Here is a 21,606-nt window from a genome sequence, read left to right on the forward strand (position 1 = left end):
ATTCTTGTAGAATGTTAATCGTTCTCTCTATCTCCCAACGGTTTTTATACTTCTCCGCATATATTTGCCTCAATTGAATGCCCAGCCAACGAGCCTGACACTGTTTTTCCAGTGATACACCTTTCCTTTTGTTTGTGTCTATTACTGGTATCATGCTACTACAATCGAATATATAACGGTATATCTGTTGCGAATCATATGCGCTGTCTGCGAGGAAATACTTATATCCCTGGCCAGAATCTATTTGTGCCTTTGCCACCGTCGAATCGTGTACAGCTGCTGGCGTTGTCATCCAATCTTGAATCAATAGGTTCTGTGCATCCAAACTCATATGTACTTTTCTTCCATATTCCCAGCCTTTTGTCGTCTTTGTCCAACTGGATTGGGGGTCTTTGTATTTCCCTGTCCTTCTTCGTCTTTGTGCTGTATGGGCTTTACAAGTCTTGGTCACGAAAGGAATCCACCACCAACTCAATCCTTTCAAGTCCTTCTATATCCAAAAAGAGGTTTACAACATCTTTGTTTATCCTGTGAAGAGGCAATTCTCTTACTCTCCTGGATATAGTCTGGAATGGTGGTATGTTTTTCAAGTCCAAGAGTTCCATGTATTTGGGATTCTTTTCTAAAAAGTTCTTTGCCCCACGATATGAGACATCGCATAGCTTCAATAAAATGGAAAGTTTCAAGATGCTCTTGTCAGAATAAGCCTTTCTTCTACCTCTGCCTTGTTTGTTAACGAAGTTAGAAGGCAAAAGCTTGTCTAACTGCTCAATAATCTTTACAATATCGCTTTTTGTGAGTTCTTGTGGTACCATTTATTTGGGCCTCCTTTCTTGTTTTGGGCTATTTCAATGGTACCACCATTGGAACTTGGGAGGCCCGCTTTTTTTCGTGACACCCTATTTTTGAATGATATTGTTAGTGTGTAGCTATATTAGATCAATCTGGATTTCTTTTGTTCTACTGTACTGAGTATTTTACGTTTACTGAGCATAATTTTCTTTATTTGGTCTTCTTTATCACTTTTTCTTTGGTTTCCTTTTCTGACTGTAAAAAGTGAGGTCCACAAGGGACCTCACCAGATCATTATTAGTCTTTACTGTTGGAAGGTGGTGCTCTTCTCCTATCTTACATCTCCTTATATCAGTAACCCAGAGATCTCGGGTCAAGCGCATCTCTCAGGGCGTCACCAAGCAGGTTGAACGCCATAACAACGATAAAGATGAAGATACCGGGTACGAGAAGCCACGGCGCTTCCGTCATAACCTTTATATTCTGAGCCTGACTCAGCATCAATCCCCAGCTGGCAGAAGGTTCCATGATCCCGAGCCCAAGGAAGCTGAGTCCAGCCTCACCGAGTATGTATCCGGGTATAGACAGGGTTGCAGATACGATGATGTAGGTTGCGGTATTCGGAATGATGTGTTTCCAGATGATCCGGCTTGATGGATATCCCATTGCGATTGCTGCCTGAACGAATTCCCTTTCTTTTAACGGAAGTACCATACCACGTATGACCCTGGACATACCGGGCCAACCAAGGAAACTGAGGATGACAACGATGAGCAGATAGGTTATGTGTGAGGGGAGATTGGTCGGCAGTATGGCTCTAAGGGATATCAACAGGTAGAATCCAGGGATTGACATCAATATTTCCGTCATTCTCATGAGACTTTCATCAACCCATCCACCGTAGTATCCTGCAACTCCACCTATGAACAAACCGAGCGTGAAGGTTATCATGATAGCCAAGAGACCGATAGACATGGAGATTCTCGAGCCGAATAGAATTCTCGAGAATACGTCTCGTCCGAATTTATCTCCACCGAAGAAATAGATTCTTGCCGGGTCATCAACTCCTATTAAATGGATATCCATGGGGATGAGCCAGAGGAGTTTGTATTCCCAGGAGCGAACGAAAAACTTTAGCGGGAATTTCCTCATTTCGAAGTCCACTACTTTTGGGGTGACTACCACATCGAAAAGCTCAGGATCTATGTCCAGTTCGGCGAGGAGTTCCTTTCCCAGTTCAAAATCCCCGCCTTCGACATCTATTATTTCATTAACCAGACTTATGGCTTCTGTTACCACGTCTCTTACTTCATTCCTTTTTTACAGCATAGATCCTGTGAAGCCTTTTCTCAGTGACAACCTTTACGGGATCACCGATATTTCTGAGGGTTCTATATTTGTTTGGAGCCAGGGCGTTGAGAACATCTTCGCTGGTGTTTTCTTGGAACAAAGGTTCTTTCAGCATACCGATTTCCGATAGTTTGACTATTTCCAGGGTCTTATAGTCTGGATTCCCTAATATTGCTTTCTTACCTTCGGCGTCTTCAGCATATCTAATGGTCTCCACCACAAGATATATAGATCTAACGTCATCATTTCCAATTGTGAAGACCTTCTTTTCACCTGTTGATTCATCAATCGCAGTAATACTTTGCAGAGATGACCCCTCTGCAAAGGTTGTTTTGTACGTCACTGGATCCCTTTCGAGAACGTAGGGATAAACATAGGGCGGGTGAATTTCCCATCTTCATCCTTCCAGTGGATGTTGGAAGGGGGAGAATAGGACAAACCCTGCCATTGTTCATACGGGTCGTGCGGAGAAAGGAAATCTGCGAATATGGCAACCAGGTACATGATTATGAGAATCCAAAGTGAGATCATACCAAGCTTATGGCGCCTTAGGACTCTCCAGGCGAGTTGCCAGCGGTTCATGTATTCAACTTCGAACAGATCATCTTTTTTTACATCTTCTGTTTTTATAACTGCTTTTTGTTTTTTCAAGGCCACATCACTCCTGACTATCTCAATCTGAACCTGATTCTTGGATCTACCCAGGCAAGCAGAAGGTCTGCAACCAGGTTACCAGCTATCAGCAACAGCGAACTGAGTAATAGAGAAGCCATGACCATGAAAAGGTCCTGAGCAGTCAAGGCTTCTATAACTAACCTTCCCATTCCAGGCCAGCCAAAAACTGTTTCTGTAAGGACAGCACCACCAAGCAACCCTGCGAGTGCGTATCCAAACATAGTGACTATCGGGTTTATAGCGTTTCTAACCGCATGTTTGTAGATGACATTATCCTCAGGCATACCCTTGGCTCTGGCGAAGAGAACATAATCCTGCCTCAGCTGGTCGAGAAGCTGTCCTCTCATTTGTCTCATCAGACCTGCAAGTCCAGAGGTACCAAGAGTTACAACTGGACCGATAACGTGCCATAGATAATCGAGAATCTTTCTCCACCATGTGAACTGATCGTAATTGTTGGATATGATACCACCGATCGGGAACCAACCGGTCTTAGCGGACATGTACAACCATAGAAGAGCGAAGAAGAAATTAGGGATTGAAATACCAATGAACGCCAGGAATGAAAAGAGTTGATCATTGAAGGAATATTGATGGAGCGCTGAATAAATCCCCAGAGGGATGGCAATTCCCCATATAAATATCATCGTCGAGATACTTAAAAGGAGTGTTGCGCCCAATCTTCTCCAGATGATACTAAAAACGGGAACATGATACACGAATGAATAACCGAAATTGCCTTTTAAAACCTGTCCCAGCCATTTGAAGTATTGAACGATGATTGGTTTATCAAAACCAAACTGTTTTTCAAGCAGTTTTACCTGCTCCGCACTTATAGAAGGATTGAGCCTGTAGTTATCGAGAAAGTCACCAGGCGCTAAAGAGATTATTATGAACGAAAGGATGGAAACACCTAACAAAACCGGTACAGCGAGTATAAGTCTTCTAAGTATATATCTGAGCACCTTCTTCCCTCCTTAAACCAGTAAAGACAATGAAAGCGGGAGGGATGACCCTCCCGCAAACACGAGGTCACCCCCGTGGATTATTCCCCTTCTTTCCAGATACCGTAAACCTTCCAGAGCATGCCAGCTGCTGGGTTGGGTTCAGGATTGGCGAGATGTATGTTGCCCTTAAGAGCGTAGAGGTAGTTCTGTGCAACGGTGTAAACCAGTGGCATATGCTCTGCACAGATCATCTGGAATTCGGCAAAGAGGTTGTATCTTTCCTGTTCGTCAACCGCGGATGTCTGGATCCTGAAGATTTCGTCGATTCTCTTTTCCCAGTCGGGGCTCCACCATATCTCTTCCGGAACTGTGTCGGGTCTGAGTTCAGGTGAGTAGTTCCAGAAGTGCAGACCACCGTCGAGTCTCCAGACGTTCCATCCGGATCCTGGATCGACAGAGCCGGTGAGACCAATGATGACAGCTTCATAGTCGGGTGTGAGGAGTTTCTGAACGAGTGTGTTGAACTGTATCGGGGTGAAGTTGATCTTCATACCGAGTTTCTTGGCGCTGTCAACGAGGATGTTACCGATGGCTTCACGGACGTTGTTACCGGCATTGGTCATGAGGTTGAATTCAACAACGTTGCCATCTTTGTCGACAAGTTCACCGTTTGCATTCCAGCTGAATCCACCCTTCTTGAGTTCGAGCCTTGCCCTGATGATGGAGTACTTGTAGGCGAACTTCTCGATTTCGGGATAGTAGAATCCGCTGGATGGGCTAACAGGTCCGTAAAGTGGTGAACCGAGACCATTGTAGAGGGTTTCGATCAGAGTGCCTCTGTCGAGCATGTAAACAAAGGCTTTTCTGAAGTGTTCATTTCTGAACCATTCTCTCTTAACAGGATCTTTGGTAACCCAGTTGAAGGCGATGAACTGGGAACCGAGTGCGGGTCCACCAACACCGACAACCCAGCCTTTTTCCTCGGCCTGTTCCTTGATTCTGGGGAAGTTTTCAGCTGTTGGACCGTAAAGGTCGATTTCGCCAGCCTCGAACTTCAACAGCTCGGTGTTGAGGTCGGGAACTATGAGATAAACAACCTTGTCAAGGTAAGGCAGTCTTACGCCATTTTTGTCGAATCTGTAGTAGTTGGGGTTCCTTTCGAGGACGACCCTTACACCTTCGGTGTACTCAACGGGCAGGAATGGCCCCATACCGACGATCTTATCGATATCGGCAACGGTCCAGGCTTCGGAGAATTTACCGTTCTCGACGGCTTCTTCGAGAACGTGTTTGGGAAGAATGCCGGTGTAACCGACCCATTTGAATCCCCAGACGTTCGGGACGCTCCATGTAAAGGAAATCGTGTAGTCATCAACGATTTCAACCACAGGGAGCTGGTCATTGGCGTCCATGGCTCCACCAGGTCCATTGGCAGTCATGCCCTCGACGAGAGCGACCTTTGTGAAGGTCCAGTAAACGTCTTCGATGGTGAAAGGTTCACCATCTGACCATACGATTCCCTTCCTGATCTGGAAGAAAACCGTCTTACCGTCGTCGGAGAACCACCATTTGGTCGCGAGAGCCGGTACGGTGGGCATCCCTTTGTTATCAGAGTTGAACAGAGAATCGCTGAAATAGCCAATGATGTCTGAGGAGCTTGTTTCCTGAGACCAGAATGGATTCAGAGTCTTGGGACCGGAAGTTGTAGAAAGATAGAGAGTGCCCCCGGGTTTCCCGTTAAAGTCCTCAATAACGTACTCTGGCTCGACGGCAACAATCATTGCGGCAACAAGGAACACCGCCAAGAGTACAAACAGTTTCTTCATGCTTTTTCCCCTCCTTCTTTAGAAGATGTGGAATAGAGATGACACGCAACATAATGGTTATCTGAAACCTTGAATAGTGGTGGATATTCTTTTGAACAGATTTCCATCTTATATTTACATCTTGGGTGAAAGAAACAACCGCTTGGCCTATTAATGGGACTCGGTACCTGTCCACCTATCAGTTCTTTCCTGTTCCTCTTTTTCTTTGGATCTGGAATCGGAGCAGCTGCTAGCAAAGCTTTCGTATATGGGTGCAAAGGATTGTCGAATACCTCTTCACTACCACCCTTTTCCACAATTTTTCCCAGATACATGACAGCAACTTCGTCGCTTATGAACCTGACCAGAGCCAGGTCATGGGAAATGAATACATAACCTGCGTTCAGTTTTTCCTGAAGTTCTTTTAATAGTTTAACAATCTGGGCCTGGACGGAAACATCCAGAGCTGATGTTGGTTCATCAAGAACTATCAATTCTGGATTGACACTGACAGCCCTCGCAATGGCGATTCTTTGCCTTTGCCCACCACTGAACTGGTGCGGATATCTATCGATATGATAAGGTTTCAAACCAACCTGGGTGAGAAGGTTTTTAACTATCTCAATAGCTTCGTCGATATTTTGAGCTATTCCATGGAACAAAAGCGGTTCCGAGAGCATTTGTCCCACGGTCATTCTTGGGTTCAAGGAGGACATTGGATCCTGGAAAACGATCTGGGCTTTTCTTCTTATCTCGAGAAGTTTTTCTTTGCGATTAGCCGAAAGGATTTTAAGAACCTCTTTTGGATTTTCATTGGCTTTTTTATAGACGTCGTATATATGTTTTTCATGGGGTTGCAGATTCTTTCCACCATTGGAGAATTCTGGTCTTGAAAGGTATTTTTCTTTCAAATACTCCATGGCTTTTCTGGGTTTCATGAAATAGAAGGTGGTGTCCTCACCATCGATGATAATTTCCCCGTCAGTCAGGTCGTGAAGCCTGAGGATAGTTTTTCCTATGGTTGTCTTACCGCAACCGGATTCACCAACAAGACCAATGGTTTTTCCTCTGTCAAGATCAAACGAGACATCATCTACCGCTTTAACATAACCAACCACCCTGTCAATGAGAAAACCCTGTTTTATGGGGAAGTATTTTTTTAAGTTCCTCACTTCTAACAATTTCATTTAATTTCCTCCTTGACAACAGATACTTTATTAACAACAGGATTGAAACATCTAACAAAATGACCGCTTTCCACTTCCTCCAAAGGTGGCAGTTCTTTCCTGCATTTTTCTGTAGCGCGTTCACAACGTGGCAGGAATGGACAAAGTTTAGGAGGATTCATCATTACAGGTGGCTGGCCGGGTATTGGTGCCAATTCTTCCTGTTTTATATCGAGTCTGGGAATACAATGCAAGAGAGCGTGCGTGTACGGGCTCATGGGTTTTTCGAATATCGTTTCTGAAGGTGCAATTTCCATCTGGTAACTTCCGTACATGACGGAAACCTTTGTGGCAATCTCCGCAATTACCGCAAGGTCGTGGGTAATAAATATCATACCACTTTTGTATTGCTGTTGAAGATTTTTCATCAACTCGAGTATCTGTGCCTGAACGGTAACATCCAGAGCAGTTGTTGGCTCATCGGCAATAAGTATTTCTGGATTACAGGATAACGCGATAGCGATGACGACTCTCTGCCTCTGTCCGCCGGAAAGCTGGAAGGGATAATCATCGATCCTTTCTTCAGGTTTAGGAATACCCACCTGTTCCAAAAGACGGATCGCTCTTTCCCTTGCTTCTTCTTCGGAAACCCCTTCATGATGAACGATGGTTTCTATCATCTGGTCACCAATGGTGTACATCGGATCCAGTGAAGTCATAGGGTCCTGGAAGATCATACCGATATGCTTTCCGCGAATCCTGGAAAAATCCTCTTTTTTTAGTTTGGCTAAGTCCATGTATTCGGGATTCCCGTCCTTTGAAAATTCATCAGTGTAGAATAAGATTTCGCCTCCGGCAATGTACCCCGGCTTATCGATAAGACCAGCGATACTCTTTACAGTAACACTCTTACCGGAACCGGTTTCTCCGACGATTCCAAGGACTTCATTGCGGTACAGGTCGAAAGAAACATCTTGAACAGCTTTAACTGTCCCTTCGGCCATGTCAAAGTATGTCCTCAGATTCTTGACTGAGAGTATTGGTTTGTCACCCAATGGGATCACCTCATTACAGATTTTGGTTTGAAAAGAATTCCCCCGGAACAATTTACAGTATAATTATTACATAGAAAGGCATCAAATATCAAGTGGTGGGGGCGAGATGAGTGAAACAAAGGATTCTGATGACGTTTGATAAAAAGGATTTTTCTTTGTTATGCTTCGAAAAAGGGACATTGTATGTCGATGGTGAAGGTGGACAACTGGGGGATAGGGGGAAAATAGATGGTAATAAAATCCTTCAGGTTAAGAGAGTAGATGGATATCCTTGTGCCGTGATAGAGAAGAAAAATAATTACAGTACTGGTGAATTTGTTGAATTAGAATTGGATTTAGAGAGAAGGGTCGATATTGCTCAACAGCATACCGCACAACACCTGTTATCTGCAGTTGCACTTCGTGAACTTGATGCTGAAACAGTTGGGTTTCAAATGGGCGAAGAGTTTTCCACAATAGATCTCACCATCGGTTTGCTGGAGGATAAGATGAAACGTTTACTCGAAGATGTTTCTAACGATTGCATTTTGAAACTTCTTCCAGTGACGGTAAAAGAGGTAGATCCTTCGGAGATCTTTCGATACAACCTTAGAAAATCTGTGAGTGATAAGATACTGGAAAAGGCTGAAAAAATCAGGCTGGTGAAGATTGAGGGAATTGACGTAAGTCCATGTGGCGGATTTCATGTGAAGAATACAGGCGAGGTCGGGTTGCTTAAAATCCTTAAGGTAGAAAAGGTAAAAGGAAATCTTACGAGAGTATATTTTGTTGCCGGAAAGAGGGCTATCAGGGTTTTTCAAAATGAACATTCAATTCTAGGATCTCTTGGAAAACTTCTGACTTGTGGTTATCATGAACTGGTATCACGGACTCAATCAATTCTTGAAGATCTGAAAATTATGAACAACAGGATAAAAGGATATGTAGAGAGGATCGCTAAAGAAACAGCTAATAATTTATCAGAGAATAGTTCAGAACTTTTACTTTATGAAGACGATGAAGAGATACTTTCAATGATTCCACGTTTTCTCGATAAAGAGTGTTATATTTTCTTTGGTAAAGCAGGTGAAAAGATTATCTTAGCCTCAAAGGGTTACGACCTTACAATTCTTGTCAAAGAGTTAAAAAGCCGGTTTGATATAAAAGGCGGAGCTGGTAAAACCAGAGGGCAGTTTGTCTATTCGAAAGAGCTTGATGAGCTTATTGAATTTACCCTTCACTGGATGAAAGGAGAGAAATCATGAATCCGAAGATACCACCACATAGCAACGAAGCAGAGGAGGCAGTTATAGGTAGCATACTCATAGACCCTGATGTCATTCCAGATGTTATGGAGATCCTCAGGAGCAATGATTTTTATTCCATCAAACATCGCACCGTGTTTGCCGCAATAGAGGATCTCTTTGATCATGGAAATCCTGTGGATGTCGTCTCTATCATTGAAAAATTAAGGAGTCAGGGTTCTCTAGAAGATATTGGTGGAGAGGTTGAAATTATGAAGCTTGCCGATATCGTACCCACCGCAGCGAACGTTGTATATTATGCAAAGATAGTGAAGGAAAAGGCGTTGATGCGCGCCTTGATAAATGCTGGAAGTAAGATTGTAGAGGAAGCGTATCAAGCGGAGGATGTGGATCAGCTACTTGATGATGCTGAAAAGCGAATATTCAGGATAACGGAAAGTCATACATCCCGGACCTATGAAAACCTTGGAAAGGTTATGCATTCGGTTTTTGAGGATCTGGAAAAACTTAAAAATACAGCGGGAACGATAGAAGCTGGAGGCTTGATAACGGGGATTCCTACGGGATTCAGACAGCTTGACAAAATGACAACAGGTTTTCATCAATCTGATTTGATAATTATTGCGGCGAGGCCTTCGATGGGAAAAACCGCTTTTGCGTTGAATATCACGAAAAATATGGCGTTGAAGCACGACATTCCCGTGGCTTTCTTCTGTCTTGAAATGACAAAGGAGCAGCTCGCCCAGAGGCTCCTGTGTTCGGAAGCCAGCGTCGATCTTCACAAGGTGAGGACGGGTTTTCTCAGCAAGCAGGAGTGGGAGCTCCTTACGAATGCTGCGTCGCGTTTGTATAAATCAAAGATAGTGGTAGATGATGAACCATCCCTCGATCCCAGAACTCTAAGGGCCAAGGCAAGGAGAATTAAATCGGAATACGGCGTACAGGTTATCTTTATAGATTATCTTCAGCTTATGCACCTGAAGGGCCGTTCTGAAAACAGGCAACAGGAAATTTCAGAAATCTCCCGTTCTTTAAAGCTTCTGGCAAGAGAGCTCAATGTGGCGGTTGTTGCATTGTCGCAGCTTTCCCGTGCTGTCGAGCAGCGTGAAAATAAGAGACCGCGATTGAGCGATCTTCGAGAATCGGGGGCCATCGAGCAGGATGCAGATATGGTTATGTTTCTCTATCGTGATGACTATTACAAGAGCAAATCTGAGGTTCAGGATCAACCGCATGAGTCGGAGGTTATAATAGGAAAACAGAGAAATGGTCCTATAGGTACGGTGAAGCTGATATTCAATCCGAAAGTCGCGACATTTTTCGATGAAGTACCGAGTGAGTTTGTTGAGTGAGACGAGAGTCGCTACGCGGCTGAAGTGCTGGGCTACGCCCAGGAGGCTCACGACGTTGACGCTTGCGAGGCTGAGGCTTGCGGACGCTGATAAAAAAACGAGATTCGAGATCCGGGATCCGAGAACCGGTAGCCGCTGTGCGGCGGAAGTGCTGAGCTGCGCTCAGGAGGCTTGCAGACGCTGTGTTCGGCTTCGCCGGGGCTATGTGTGACTTTGTCACGGCCATGCGCAACTACGTTGCGGCCATAAAAATTGAGATCAGGTAACCGAGATCCGAGAGGAAGTGCGGTTCGCTAACGCGAACGAAGTGAATGTGGCTACGCCACAGAAGTGAGGTTGACTGTGTCAACGAAGCGAATGCATTTTGGTACTGATGATTTCCCGGATCTCGGGTTTTATTCAGCGTATGCAAGCCTCAATCTCGTGAGCGTCAGCCTCAGCAAGCGTCAGGAGCGAAGCTCCGCGCATTAATCAGTGAAACTCATTTCCAGCATCATTTGCGTCGGCAAATCCAAGCGTCAATGGTATTAGCCGTTCTCGGATCTCGGATCTCGAATTTCGACTCTCGGTTCTCGTCATTTAGAGAGGAGGTTACACAATGATTCACGCAAAGGATCTTACCAAGCGTTTTGGTGATCTTGTCGCTGTTGATCATGTTTCGCTGGATATTCCGGCCGGGCAGATATATGGTTTTCTTGGCCCTAATGGGGCTGGTAAAACGACAACGATAAAAATGTTAACAGGTATTTTGAGACCAACCGAGGGAAAGATTCGGATTCTAGGAATGGATATGGATAAAGATGAACTTGAAATAAAGAGACAGATAGGGGTTGTACCAGATGAACCGAAGATGTACGATAACCTTAAAGGATTCGAATTTGCGAGATTCATAATGGAGATATATCGTGTCCCAAAAGAAGAGACGGAAAGAAGATTTTACGAAATTTGCAAGGCCTTCAGCATCGACTACCTTGACAAATTTATAAGCGATTATTCTCATGGAATGAAACAAAAGCTCATGATGGCGGTAACTTTGATGAGACAACCCCGGGTCATCTTTCTCGATGAACCGACTGTGGGACTCGATGCCAGAAGTGCGAAGATTCTGAAACTGTGGCTCAAGAAGATGGCACAGACGGGTGCAACGATATTCTTGACCACTCACGTTCTTGAGGTTGCGGAAAAAATGTGTGACAGGATTGGAATAATAGACAAAGGCAGGTTGATAGCGCAAGGTACTCTGGAAGAGTTGAGAGAACTCTCCGGCGATAAAAAGTCAAGTCTGGAAGACCTTTTCCTGGAACTCACCGGTGGTAACGAATTCAAAGATATAATCGATCAGCTCGGAGAGTGATATGAAATGAACGATCTCTTGTTGCTTTTGAAATACAGGTTTCGAAACACCGGTTTCAGTAAGAATCGTGGAAAAAGGTCCGGAAAATTATGGGGCATCTGGTTCAACTTTATCATTCTTATAATGGCATTTGGTGTACCGCTTTTTCCTGTGGCACTGACAACTTTCGAAAAACTCTCAGCGTTTTCTGTTGCCTCTGGATTTAATATGGCCGATGTCTATTTTTCAGTTCTTTCTCTCGTGATGCTTACGATGGCAGCGATGAATTTTATTCCTTACCTATTGTACAGCTTTTACGATTGGGAAGAACTGCATTTTCTAATGGGATTACCGATCAGGCGCAGCACCATATTCTTTTATAAATGTACGGAAGCCTTCATAGGCACTTTTATGTCATTTGCCATTTATCTTCCAATTGCTGCAGCCTATGGATATTCCCGGAGAACAGCTGGTCTTGTTCTCGCAATTCCGGCTGCATTTCTGGGATTTGCCTTTGTGTTAGGGATTTCTCTCTTTATTTCGGCTCTGCTTACTTCAAGGATATCCAGAGCCATGGCAAAACGTATGAACGGGATCGTGATTCTTCTCAACGCGGGTGTTTTTCTTTTATTGTTGAATCTTCTCTCGGGAGAGGCTTTGAACGGAGAAACACTGTATAAGATGATAAATCTTGGACTCAATAGATTCCTTCCTTCAACATGGCTTATGAAAGCCACCAAAGGCGGGTTATTGGAATGGGTTTTCCTGTTTCTTTTTACTTTATGGTTATTCAGAATAGCAACGAGGATCTCTTCAGCGAATTTTTATGAACCATCGCATTCTAAGGTCAACAGCCAAAGAGCAGCTAAAGCACGAAAAATAGGGTTGTTGAAAAAAGAATGGCTCATTATGATGCGCAGTGAACACGCCGCTTTTTTTCTTCTATATCCGGTTGCTTTTTCTGCTATTATGCTGGTAACAACAAAGAACTTTTTGAGTGCCACTCTTTTCATGGTTATGATAGCTGCCTTTTATTCTTCACAGATGGTGATAATAAGCCTATCTTCCGAATTTCAAGCCTGGCCTTTGCCTTTTATACTGCCGGTGAACTTCAAAAAGGTCGTTAGAAGCAAGATATTCATCGTTTCCGGGATGTTCAGCGTACTTTACTCCATTATCGTTATTTTCTCGATTTTCTATATACAGCTTTCTATATTATTACTGTTCACGATTGTGGCTGCGATGACGACCTTTTACATCTCTTCCGCTCTTGGTGCAACGCTTTATATGACCTCGGGAGCATATCGATCCGGTGCACATAAAAGAAGGCTTGGCTTTTCTGCCACGCTTCTTCTTGAAATCTTAACCTTTGTTACCGGGGCTGGTAATATCATAGTTCTGGCGTTGTATATGCAATCACGCACAGACGCCATGATGAAAGAAACACTTTTGAGGTTTTTGAAAAGCGAGCTTTTGCTGAATACGCTTGGAGTTTCAATTCCTTTGGTTGTTTCTGTTATTGGTATAATTTGGGTTACAAGGTGTATTAATAAAGAATTGGATAAGCTTAAAGAAGGGAAGTGAGTAAAATGCAGGTTTCGCTTGAACAGTTACTTTCTGCTTTGATAGCAAAGGTCGATGCCCTTGAAGCAAGTGTGGATGATTTAAGGGTTCGAACAAATATCACGCTCAGGCTTCTTAAAAATCTCGGAAAAGAAGAAATAGATAGAGATACCGTGAAGAAGGCTGTGGAAGAGGAATTCAGAGTTTCAAAAGAAGCGGGGCTTATAGAAGATTCTGCAGATGTGGTGAAAATGATAGAGTCTTTTGCGGATGATATCTACAAATGGCTTACCGGTGACGTTAGAGAACTCAGAGAGAAGATGGATGAGTACAAAAGGAAACTTGAGGAAGCACTCATGTCCCAAAGCAAGGTAATCGATGTTGCTCCCGCTGACTTCGTCAAAAAGCTTAAGCCAAAAGGACCGAAAGATCCTGATGGTGGAGGGAAAATACTCTTTTAGAGAAATGAGGGGGCTTGGAAGGCCCCTTTTTTTGTTGATTAATCTTCCACGCTTTTTTTGAGTATTTCGTATCTATTGACGAAGTCTTTCATCCTCGAGTAGATCTGTTCATATTTCTGACGATTAGGATTATTTTCTGGAATTTTCTCAATCCTTTCTTTGCGGAAGTTTTTAAGCTGTTCTCGGTTCCATTGGTATGCTTCTTCATAAAGTGAGAGTATCTTTCTTTTTAGTCTTAACGCTTCGTTTCCTTTCATTTCCTGAGATAGTATAAGTAAAAGATCGAACGTGTTATCAGGAATACTCCAACGAGTTTCCTTCATATATCTACAAACGTAGAGTTCTTTTTCTACAATTTTGAGGATCTTATCTAAAGAGTCTTTGGGTCCATAGAGTAGAACTAGTTCTCTCGCATAATCACTGTAAATGTATTCCCAGTTATTAAAATATCTCCATGCACCGGGAATAAGTGAGATAGTCCTATCATAGATGTATTCAAATTCATCACGTAATTTCAAAGGAAGGTTTTTGATCCTCTCGATCAGTTCGTAAAGCTTTTTCCTGTCTTCTTTATTCAGGTAAGGTATCAGTTTTTTCAGTTCGGCGGTGACATCTTTTGCCTGAGTGAAAGCGTCAAAATATGTTCTGGCGGTATTTCGCATCACCTGGGCATCAGGTCCAAGCTGCATTGATAGTATGTAGTAATCGATAGCGTCCCACTTTGCCTGGAAAGAATACAAAATGCTGAAATTGATCTCGTTAAGTAATCGGGATAGATCAGCCCGGGTTAAAGCTTTGTTAAAGAGAATCGGGAATTCTTCGAGGAAAAGATGTCTCTGGGATCTTTTAAGCAAAGGTTGAACAATTTCTCTTGGTTTTTTGTATCCAGTCAAATATTCTGTATTCAAATCTTTGCCTGTAAAAGCGTCCTCTATCAGTTTTAGTTGAGCTTCGCGTGGTGAGTTCATCAATCTCAGTACGAAATCCTCTGTTCTATCTGAGGTTTTGAGGAAATCACCCATGAAGGCAGCTGATAGGTTGAATCCTCTGGAGAAGAACAGAGAGGAATCCAGGTTGGAGATCCCGCTATAATATCCTCTGATTGCTGCGTGTTGAGCCATCATCAAAGTGTCTGCGGCGGTTTTGAGCTTGTCTTTTATCCTATTTTGTTTGGTTGAGAATTCACTTTTGTGGCTTTCGGTAGCTATGAGATATAACAGGGTATCAGGAGCTTTGGGGTACGTTTCTTTGAGTGAATCGAGTTTTTGATTAATGTAGGTATCCGTTGCGAGATAGCTGAATTCCCCATCAAAGTTTTCGAGACTGTTTAAATCTCTTTTTATCTTTACAACTGAGTTCCTGAGATCAGGAATTTGGGCAGTGGCAGATATGTAGGTTTTATATCCTATGTAACCTCTGGTGAAGAAGGCTTCTGTGAGGTAGTTGCGTGACATCAGAACAGCCGCTATCAGGGAGATGACGATCATTAGCATTCCCGTCCATCTGTTGATAGAAATCTTTTTCAGTTGAAAACTGTTAGACCTAAATACCGGTGATAGCGCTGCTCCAGCAACCGTCACAGCCAGCAAAGCGTTCGGCATAAAGTGAGCCGGAAAGGATACCACGCTGTGCAAAACGATTACGCTGAAAGAACCAGCGAGTACGGAAAAGAGTAAGAGGAGGTCAAAATCCTTCAAACGAAAGATGATTCTGAAGTAATAAAGTACCAGTGAACCAAGTGCAAGTAGAACAAGAGAAAGGCCGATCAATCCGGTTTCTGCCAGTTGCTGAAAATATTCTCCGTGTGCCCTGATACTGTTTAATCCGGCGATGTACATATATCGGGGTTCTTCGTTGAGCACTCTTCCCATGTTCTCTGAAGAGAAATACTTGTAGCTCCCGAACCCCGTGCCCAGAATCTTTGAATTCTCCCATTGTTTTATGGCTGTTTTCCATAAAAATGTTCGAAAATCCGCAGCGCTTTTATTTGCGCTAGATGAGAGCCTTTCGGAGATACTAAAAGTGCCACGTGTAAATATCGAATCGGTCGAATAGCCATAAATAAGGAAAATAGTGATAACCAAAAGCACAACCAGTGAAAGGGGCCTTATCTTCGGCTTTACTTTTTTTTGCATTCCGGCGAGTACCCCTAGAAGAACCACCAGAAAGGCACCGATGAGCGAATAGTAAACACCCCTGGTTTGTCCGGCCAGCACAACGCTCAGAAATAATGCATAGGTGATGGTATAAAAAAGTACTCTCGCTCGTTCGTTTCTCCAGAGTCTTCGTGTTATTATCGCCAGATACAAGACGATTGGCAGCAGCATTCCCATAAGGTCAGTGGTGAAGTTGACGTTTCCAACCACTGAAGAGATATTCCCGCGCATCAGCGGTTGGCCCAATATGCCCCAGAAAATCGAGTTGCCGGTGTAAAAACCCAAAAGGGCATCAACAGCTATGATAACACCAAAAAGCACGAATATCTGAAGCAGCCACAAAATACCATTAACGGATTTTTCAGAGATATGTATTGAAAACAGGATAAGGACCAGGAGACTCAGTGAAAAACCCAGAGAGGTTGCAAAAGCTTCTGGAATGGTCCTTAAAAGCAAAAAACTCGATAGAATCCCATAAACAGCATACACGACCGCAAAAAAATGGGGAATAGATAAGGAAATACTTTGAGGTTGCTTAGAGAGCCGCATTCCTTTTGCGACGAAGAGGGCGGCTAAGAATACCGAGGCATAGAAAAACTTTGGAAGAGCCATATCCCAGGTTATGCCTTTAACAGCAAAAAGTGAAGATCCCGCGATGAAGAGCAAATAAAATAGCTTTTCCCCTTTTTTCATCAAATCACCCCCGACAGTTTAGGGTTATGAGATTTGCAGTGCCTACTTTGGGTCGCAGGGGGTGGCTGTAACGATGAAACGTCTCGTCCTGGGACCATCAAATTCGCAGAAGAAAACGCCCTGCCAGGTGCCAAGGAGCAGTTTTTTGGATTCAAAGGGTATAGAAAGAGAAGCCCCAACAAGGCTTGCTTTTATATGAGCATCAGAATTACCTTCCAGATGTTTGTAATTTCCTCGATAAGGAACGAGTTTTTTGAGGTAAGTAAGGATATCTCTTACCACCGACGGATCGGCGTGTTCATTTATTGTAACGCCAGCAGTAGTATGGGGTATGAAGACGAGAAGCACCCCGTTTGTTATATCTATTTCATGGAGGTATTCCTGGAGATATTGAGTAATCTCCACAAAACATTCCCTTTCAGGTGTTCTTATCGTATAAACTTTGCTCTTCACCATAGTCATCAATGGAAAACAACGTTGGTAATTATAACAACATACCCGTTGTGTTCTTCGAGCTGAACCTTTACATTCTCTTCTTTAACCTTGAATCTTTCGGCGACATAGATTTTTATTTGTTCTATCATATCTCTTTCGTTGTTTTTCAACAATTCGGCGGGAATGACCTCCTGTACGGGGACAGAATGACGCCTGCTGGCCACAATGGCTTGCAATCTATCTTTAGCTTCTTTTCTGCTTCCAAATTCCTTCTTTTTCTTTCTTCTGAACAGTCCAAAGAACATCCCTCTCAACCCCTTTTCAACTACGACCAAAGATTCGCTTTAACAGATCAAGAAATCCGAGACTCTGCTGACTGTGAAGATCCTTTTCTATGGAGATTAGTTCGCCTTTCATTCGTAGGGCGATGTTTTCAAAAACCTTTGCTATGCCTTCTCCCTGATTTCCGTTCAACACAACGGGAATTCCGCGGTTTGTAGCGACGATTACATCTTCGCTGTCTGGAATTATCCCGAGCAGATCAATGGCAAGGTTCTCCTGAATGTCCTCCTTGGTCAGCATATCTCCACGTTTCACCATCTGCACCTTGAAACGATTTATTACCAGCTTTATTCGGTCTTCCGTCATGCCAGCATTTTCAAGGAGACCGATTACTCTGTCTGCATCAGTAATGGCAGGGAGTTCAGGGGTGGTAACGATTATGGCATTTTCCGCCGGTGCTACGGCATTCCTGAAGCCACGCTCAATACCTGCTGGAGAGTCTATGATTATGTAATCAAACTTTCCGTAAAGCTCTCCAACTATCCTTTTCATATCTTCTGGAGACAACATTTCTTTTGTGGCTATCTGTGAAGCGGCAAGAAGGTACAAACTTTTCATTTGTTTGTGCCTGACGAGGGCTTCTGAGGCTTTAACTTTTCCGTTGACCACGTCAAGAATTGTATGCACAACTCTGTTTTCAAGCCCAAGGGTTATGTCCAGGTTCTTTAACCCTATGTCCGCGTCTATGAGGCACACCTTGTCCCCTTTTGCTGCTAACGCACAGCCTATATTGGCTGTGATGGTGGTCTTTCCGACCCCACCCTTTCCTGACGTAACGACATAAACTTTGGCCATGGGTACCTACCTCCAGAGAATAACTCTTTAATAGAATTATACATCATTTGTAGCAAGGTAAATCAAAATTCGCTAACACTGCTTACAATATAGCTTCTAAACTTTAGATAGTTTGATTCGTGCATACTTGTTAGAGCCGGATGATCGAAAGGTTGCCCGGCTGAAAACAGTAGTTTGCCAATCTTTTTTGAATCTTTGAATGCTTCCGTTATCTTTTCGAGCCATTCGGATTCGCGAATGAGCTGTGTACAAGAGGATGTTGCAAGGATTCCTCCATCTTTCAACGAACGAATAGCTCTCAGGTTGAGTTCTTTATAGGCTCTTAGCGCGTTGTGCTTTGCGGTTGCTGATTTCAACATCGCTGGCGGGTCGATGACTATCAACTCGAATTCCCCTATCTTCACATTTCTTATAAAATCAAAGGAATTTGCGTTTATCGTTCGAATTTTTTCTTTGAAGCTGTTTATCCTTGCTATCTCTTCAGCAACCGCTAATGCGCGTTCAGAATAATCAACGAGGATCGCTTCCCGTGCTCCACCTTTCAATAAATGGAATGCGAAGTTACCGGTGTATGAGAAAAGATCGAGAACCCTTCTGTCTGTGGAAAACTCTGACAGATTTTCAGCGTTGAATCTCTGATCGAGAAAAAACCCTGTTTTTTGTCCGTGTAGATCGGCAAGGAAGGTGATTTCATGTAGCTTAAAGGGTATTAAATTTGGCCCGTTTCCATAAAGCCATCCAGAATAGGGTTCTATTCCTTCTTTGGCAATGAAGCTGCCCTCAGATTTTTCGTAGATCCCTTTTGGATTAAAGAGTTCAATCAGGACGTTCACTATGGTTTCTTTGAATTTACTCATACCGAGGGTGGAGATCTGAACAACGAAAAAATCGGCGAATTTATCCACTATAAGCCCGGGCAATCCATCAGCTTCACTGTAAATCAATCTGAAAGCTCCCTTTTCTTTGAGCCAGCGGGTTCTGAGTGAATAAGCCCTTTGTATCTTGTCTTTGAAAAACTTTCTGTCTATGTTTACATTCTTCCTGGTCAAAAGCCTGACGCGTATCAGAGAATTCCTGTTGTAATAACCTTTACCCACAAATTGACCGGAGTAAGTGAATACTTTGACCAGAGAACCGTTTTCACATGAAGGCTCTTCTGCTATCTCGTTTTCGTATATCCAGGGATGGCCGAAGGCAATTCGTCTTTTTATTTCTTTTTTTAGTTTTACTCTGTATTCTGGCACTTTCTCACCTTTTTATAGAGGTTTCTATAAAACTCGACATCGAACTCACCCGGGGTTCTTGCATTGTGTGGAGCTCTGGCAGCTTTTTCCGCCCAGCTTTCCAGTTCATCGTCTGAGAGTTCTATCTTATATTCGTTTACCCCGAAAGAGTTCAAGAAAGCTTCGAGTTCGTTCAGCGACTCAAAGGGGTCAATGGCATTTTTGACTCTATCCGGATCTGATTCTTCGACTTTTCGAAGCACTTCTACCAGAAAAACGGCATTCGCTATGCCGTGTTTTATCCCTCTTTTACTGGATAAAGGGTATCCTGCGGCGTGAACCACTGTTGTCCCTGTGTGAGCTATTACTATTCCTGCAAGCATCGCGGCATATTGCAATAAAGACCTTACAGGGATATCTTCCGGGGTGATTGTTGCATTTTTCAGATTGTTTTTGATGAGTTCATTTGTGACCCTGGAATGGTTTTTAACGATAGGGTTAACGGCGTTGTTCAACAGTTCGCCTTCAATAGAATGGGACAGGGCATCTAGAGCGGTAGCTATGGTAGTTTCTTCGGTCATTGTTATCGTGTAGCGGGGGTCGAGGAAGGAATACATCGGGAAGGCATGAGGTGTGGCAAAGCCTTTCTTATTGCCTTCGTCGTCCGTTAGAACAGAATACTGGGTGACTTCACTTCCTGTACCAGAGGTTGTAGGGATTGCGACAACAGGCAGTGAGAAAAGATAACTCTCGCGATCGTAAAGATCTTCCACTTTAAGATCAGGATCGGTACCCATTATGGCCATAGCTTTCCCGGCATCTAATGGGCTTCCGCCACCAATGGCGATGACAAAATCACAATTTTCTTTTCTCAGAAGTTCGGTGCCCTTTCTCACCGTTTCAAAGGACGGGTTTTCTTCCACCCTATCAAAATGTATGTAAGGGATCTTCAATTCAGTCAAAACCTTTATAATGTCGTGCAACGCTCCTGATAACCTTGCAGAACGCCTTCCGGTAACTATGAGAGCTTTTGCTCCGCATTCCTGCACCACTTTTCCATGTTTCTCAACAACTGTTTCACCGAAAAAAACATGTGTTGGTAAATAATAATGCCACATCGAACTCACCTCCCCCGGTTCAATCCAGGATTTTATTTATGAGTTTTATTGATCTGTCAACGGTTTCATCTAATTTCTCTAGATAGGTAGCCCTTAACTTATCAAAATCATACCTCAAAGCGCCGTTTATTGCGAGGACGATACTCTCAAGACTGTTGTTAAAACTAAAACAATAATCATTTACCAGAGAACTCACAAAACGGTTGGTTTTTCTGTTCTTTTTCCAGACAAAGGGTGTTCCCTGCACTGTGGCCAGTATGGCTCCGTGGAGCCTTTCGGTCACAACGATTGAGGCTTTAGACAGTAGCTCCATAACCCCATCTATATTCTGAGGTGGCCTTATAATCTCCATTCCGTTGTTAACAGCATAATCTTCAAGTTCCATCTGCTTTTGCGAATCGTGGCTATTGTGAAATCCCACCGCACATAGCTTTCTGTACCCGAGATATTTTAGCGCTTCAACAACCTCTGAAGCAGAGGTTCCTGATTTCAAGACTGTGAATGCCAGTTCAGGATCTTTCTCGTGATTGGGAGTTATCAGTTTTTTCTTTAAAAGGTAGTAAGGCCCGTAATCGGTTCCCATCTGATAATTCTTTGAAAATCTTCTTGCGTAACGGTAAGAGACCTTATCGCGAATCACGCCATAGCTTCTCTCATTGCCTAAGATTTTTTTCAGGTGTTTTCTATTGCGCTGCTTGTGAATAGGGCCAAACCCCTGTGATAAAAACGCAAGCGAATTTTTTCTTTTTAAGGTACGCTTCGCAATGAAATGATAATAGAGAAAACTTCTGGTACTCGTTTCATCCTGAAAAAGATTACCCCCCCCAAATATAGTACAGCAGGAGCGGTGAAAATAACGTTCCAGGGTATAAGGGTTATACCTTGGAATCACCTTGATTTTCAATTCTTTCGGAAAGCTTTTTCTTAACTTTTCTATATTTTTCGGTGCCGGAATATAGATTTCATTTTTGACATTAGCCTCTTTCAGGATCATCAGGGTAGAAAGTAATAAAAGATCATCACCAAGGTTGTCATGACCGTAATAACCCATCAGAATTATCCCGCTTCGTTCTAAAGTATTCACGCTCAACCCTCCAAGAG

The 21,606-nt window shown here is 43.3% G+C and carries 18 protein-coding genes and 1 pseudogene; 5 read left to right on the plus strand and 14 right to left on the minus strand.

Features of this window, described 5'->3' with window-relative positions; translation table 11 throughout:
- The 7 genes and pseudogenes from DU53_RS07900 to DU53_RS07930 form a co-directional block, all read right to left on the minus strand.
- A partial coding sequence (locus tag DU53_RS07900; RefSeq protein WP_082853886.1) for a transposase occupies positions 1–451 on the minus strand: 451 nt, incomplete at its 3' end.
- Positions 435–815, minus strand: a complete 381-nt coding sequence (locus DU53_RS07905; protein ID WP_012744961.1) for a hypothetical protein — start codon at positions 813–815, stop codon at positions 435–437. The genes DU53_RS07905 and DU53_RS07900, both read right to left, overlap by 17 nt.
- Before the next feature lie 328 nt (positions 816–1,143).
- Positions 1,144–2,793, minus strand: a pseudogene (locus DU53_RS13350) (ABC transporter permease).
- Between the two features lie 17 nt (positions 2,794–2,810).
- Positions 2,811–3,782 carry an ABC transporter permease gene (locus DU53_RS07915; RefSeq protein ID WP_063728332.1) on the minus strand — a complete coding sequence of 324 codons (972 nt, stop codon included), beginning with the start codon at positions 3,780–3,782 and terminating at the stop codon, positions 2,811–2,813.
- An 80-nt stretch (positions 3,783–3,862) separates the two neighbouring features.
- Positions 3,863–5,590 (minus strand): ABC transporter substrate-binding protein, encoded by a 1,728-nt coding sequence (locus DU53_RS07920; RefSeq protein WP_063728334.1) that lies wholly within the window; start codon positions 5,588–5,590, stop codon positions 3,863–3,865.
- Positions 5,587–6,756: an ABC transporter ATP-binding protein gene (locus DU53_RS07925; RefSeq protein WP_063728336.1), complete on the minus strand. Its 1,170-nt coding sequence runs from the start codon at positions 6,754–6,756 to the stop codon at positions 5,587–5,589. The genes DU53_RS07920 and DU53_RS07925 overlap by 4 nt, the downstream gene beginning before the upstream one ends.
- Positions 6,753–7,739: an ABC transporter ATP-binding protein gene (locus DU53_RS07930; RefSeq protein WP_063728395.1), complete on the minus strand. Its 987-nt coding sequence runs from the start codon at positions 7,737–7,739 to the stop codon at positions 6,753–6,755. Before DU53_RS07930 ends, DU53_RS07925 begins: the two co-directional genes overlap by 4 nt.
- 161 nt (positions 7,740–7,900) lie before the next feature.
- Here DU53_RS07930 and DU53_RS07935 point away from each other — a divergent pair, with 161 nt between their 5' ends.
- The 5 genes from DU53_RS07935 (at position 7,901) to DU53_RS07955 (ending at position 13,743) form a co-directional block, all read left to right on the plus strand.
- On the plus strand, positions 7,901–9,034 hold the full coding sequence (locus tag DU53_RS07935; protein WP_015868849.1) for an alanyl-tRNA editing protein: 1,134 nt from the start codon (positions 7,901–7,903) through the stop codon (positions 9,032–9,034).
- Positions 9,031–10,386, plus strand: a complete 1,356-nt coding sequence (gene dnaB, locus DU53_RS07940; RefSeq protein ID WP_015868850.1) for a replicative DNA helicase — start codon at positions 9,031–9,033, stop codon at positions 10,384–10,386. The genes DU53_RS07935 and dnaB overlap by 4 nt, the downstream gene beginning before the upstream one ends.
- 598 nt (positions 10,387–10,984) lie before the next feature.
- Complete coding sequence (locus tag DU53_RS07945) at positions 10,985–11,740, plus strand: ABC transporter ATP-binding protein (protein ID WP_015868851.1); 756 nt, start codon at positions 10,985–10,987, stop codon at positions 11,738–11,740.
- 6 nt (positions 11,741–11,746) lie between these two features.
- The gene (locus tag DU53_RS07950) at positions 11,747–13,303 is read left to right on the plus strand and encodes a hypothetical protein (RefSeq protein ID WP_015868852.1); all 1,557 of its coding nucleotides are present in this window, start codon (positions 11,747–11,749) and stop codon (positions 13,301–13,303) included.
- A gap of 5 nt (positions 13,304–13,308) precedes the next feature.
- Positions 13,309–13,743 (plus strand): hypothetical protein, encoded by a 435-nt coding sequence (locus DU53_RS07955; protein ID WP_015868853.1) that lies wholly within the window; start codon positions 13,309–13,311, stop codon positions 13,741–13,743.
- A gap of 38 nt (positions 13,744–13,781) precedes the next feature.
- Here the strand turns inward: DU53_RS07955 and DU53_RS07960 are convergent, their stop codons facing one another.
- The 7 genes from DU53_RS07960 to DU53_RS07990 all read right to left on the minus strand — a co-directional run bounded on the left by DU53_RS07960 (position 13,782) and on the right by DU53_RS07990 (position 21,589).
- The gene (locus DU53_RS07960) at positions 13,782–16,592 is read right to left on the minus strand and encodes an O-antigen ligase (protein ID WP_015868854.1); all 2,811 of its coding nucleotides are present in this window, start codon (positions 16,590–16,592) and stop codon (positions 13,782–13,784) included.
- A 42-nt stretch (positions 16,593–16,634) separates the two neighbouring features.
- Positions 16,635–17,054 carry a secondary thiamine-phosphate synthase enzyme YjbQ gene (locus tag DU53_RS07965; RefSeq protein WP_015868855.1) on the minus strand — a complete coding sequence of 140 codons (420 nt, stop codon included), beginning with the start codon at positions 17,052–17,054 and terminating at the stop codon, positions 16,635–16,637.
- Positions 17,054–17,332: a cell division topological specificity factor MinE gene (locus DU53_RS07970; protein ID WP_015868856.1), complete on the minus strand. Its 279-nt coding sequence runs from the start codon at positions 17,330–17,332 to the stop codon at positions 17,054–17,056. Before DU53_RS07970 ends, DU53_RS07965 begins: the two co-directional genes overlap by 1 nt.
- Before the next feature lie 16 nt (positions 17,333–17,348).
- On the minus strand, positions 17,349–18,164 hold the full coding sequence (minD, locus tag DU53_RS07975; RefSeq protein ID WP_015868857.1) for a septum site-determining protein MinD: 816 nt from the start codon (positions 18,162–18,164) through the stop codon (positions 17,349–17,351).
- A gap of 62 nt (positions 18,165–18,226) precedes the next feature.
- The gene (locus DU53_RS07980; RefSeq protein ID WP_015868858.1) at positions 18,227–19,408 is read right to left on the minus strand and encodes a class I SAM-dependent rRNA methyltransferase; all 1,182 of its coding nucleotides are present in this window, start codon (positions 19,406–19,408) and stop codon (positions 18,227–18,229) included.
- On the minus strand, positions 19,390–20,505 hold the full coding sequence (locus DU53_RS07985; RefSeq protein ID WP_015868859.1) for an iron-containing alcohol dehydrogenase family protein: 1,116 nt from the start codon (positions 20,503–20,505) through the stop codon (positions 19,390–19,392). The genes DU53_RS07980 and DU53_RS07985 overlap by 19 nt, the downstream gene beginning before the upstream one ends.
- Positions 20,506–20,524: 19 nt before the next feature.
- Positions 20,525–21,589, minus strand: a complete 1,065-nt coding sequence (locus DU53_RS07990; protein ID WP_015868860.1) for a polysaccharide pyruvyl transferase family protein — start codon at positions 21,587–21,589, stop codon at positions 20,525–20,527.
- Between the last annotated feature and the right edge of the window lie 17 nt (positions 21,590–21,606).

The sequence above is a fragment of the Kosmotoga sp. DU53 genome (genome assembly GCF_001639905.1).
GTDB classification, from domain to species: Bacteria; Thermotogota; Thermotogae; order Petrotogales; family Kosmotogaceae; genus Kosmotoga; species Kosmotoga olearia.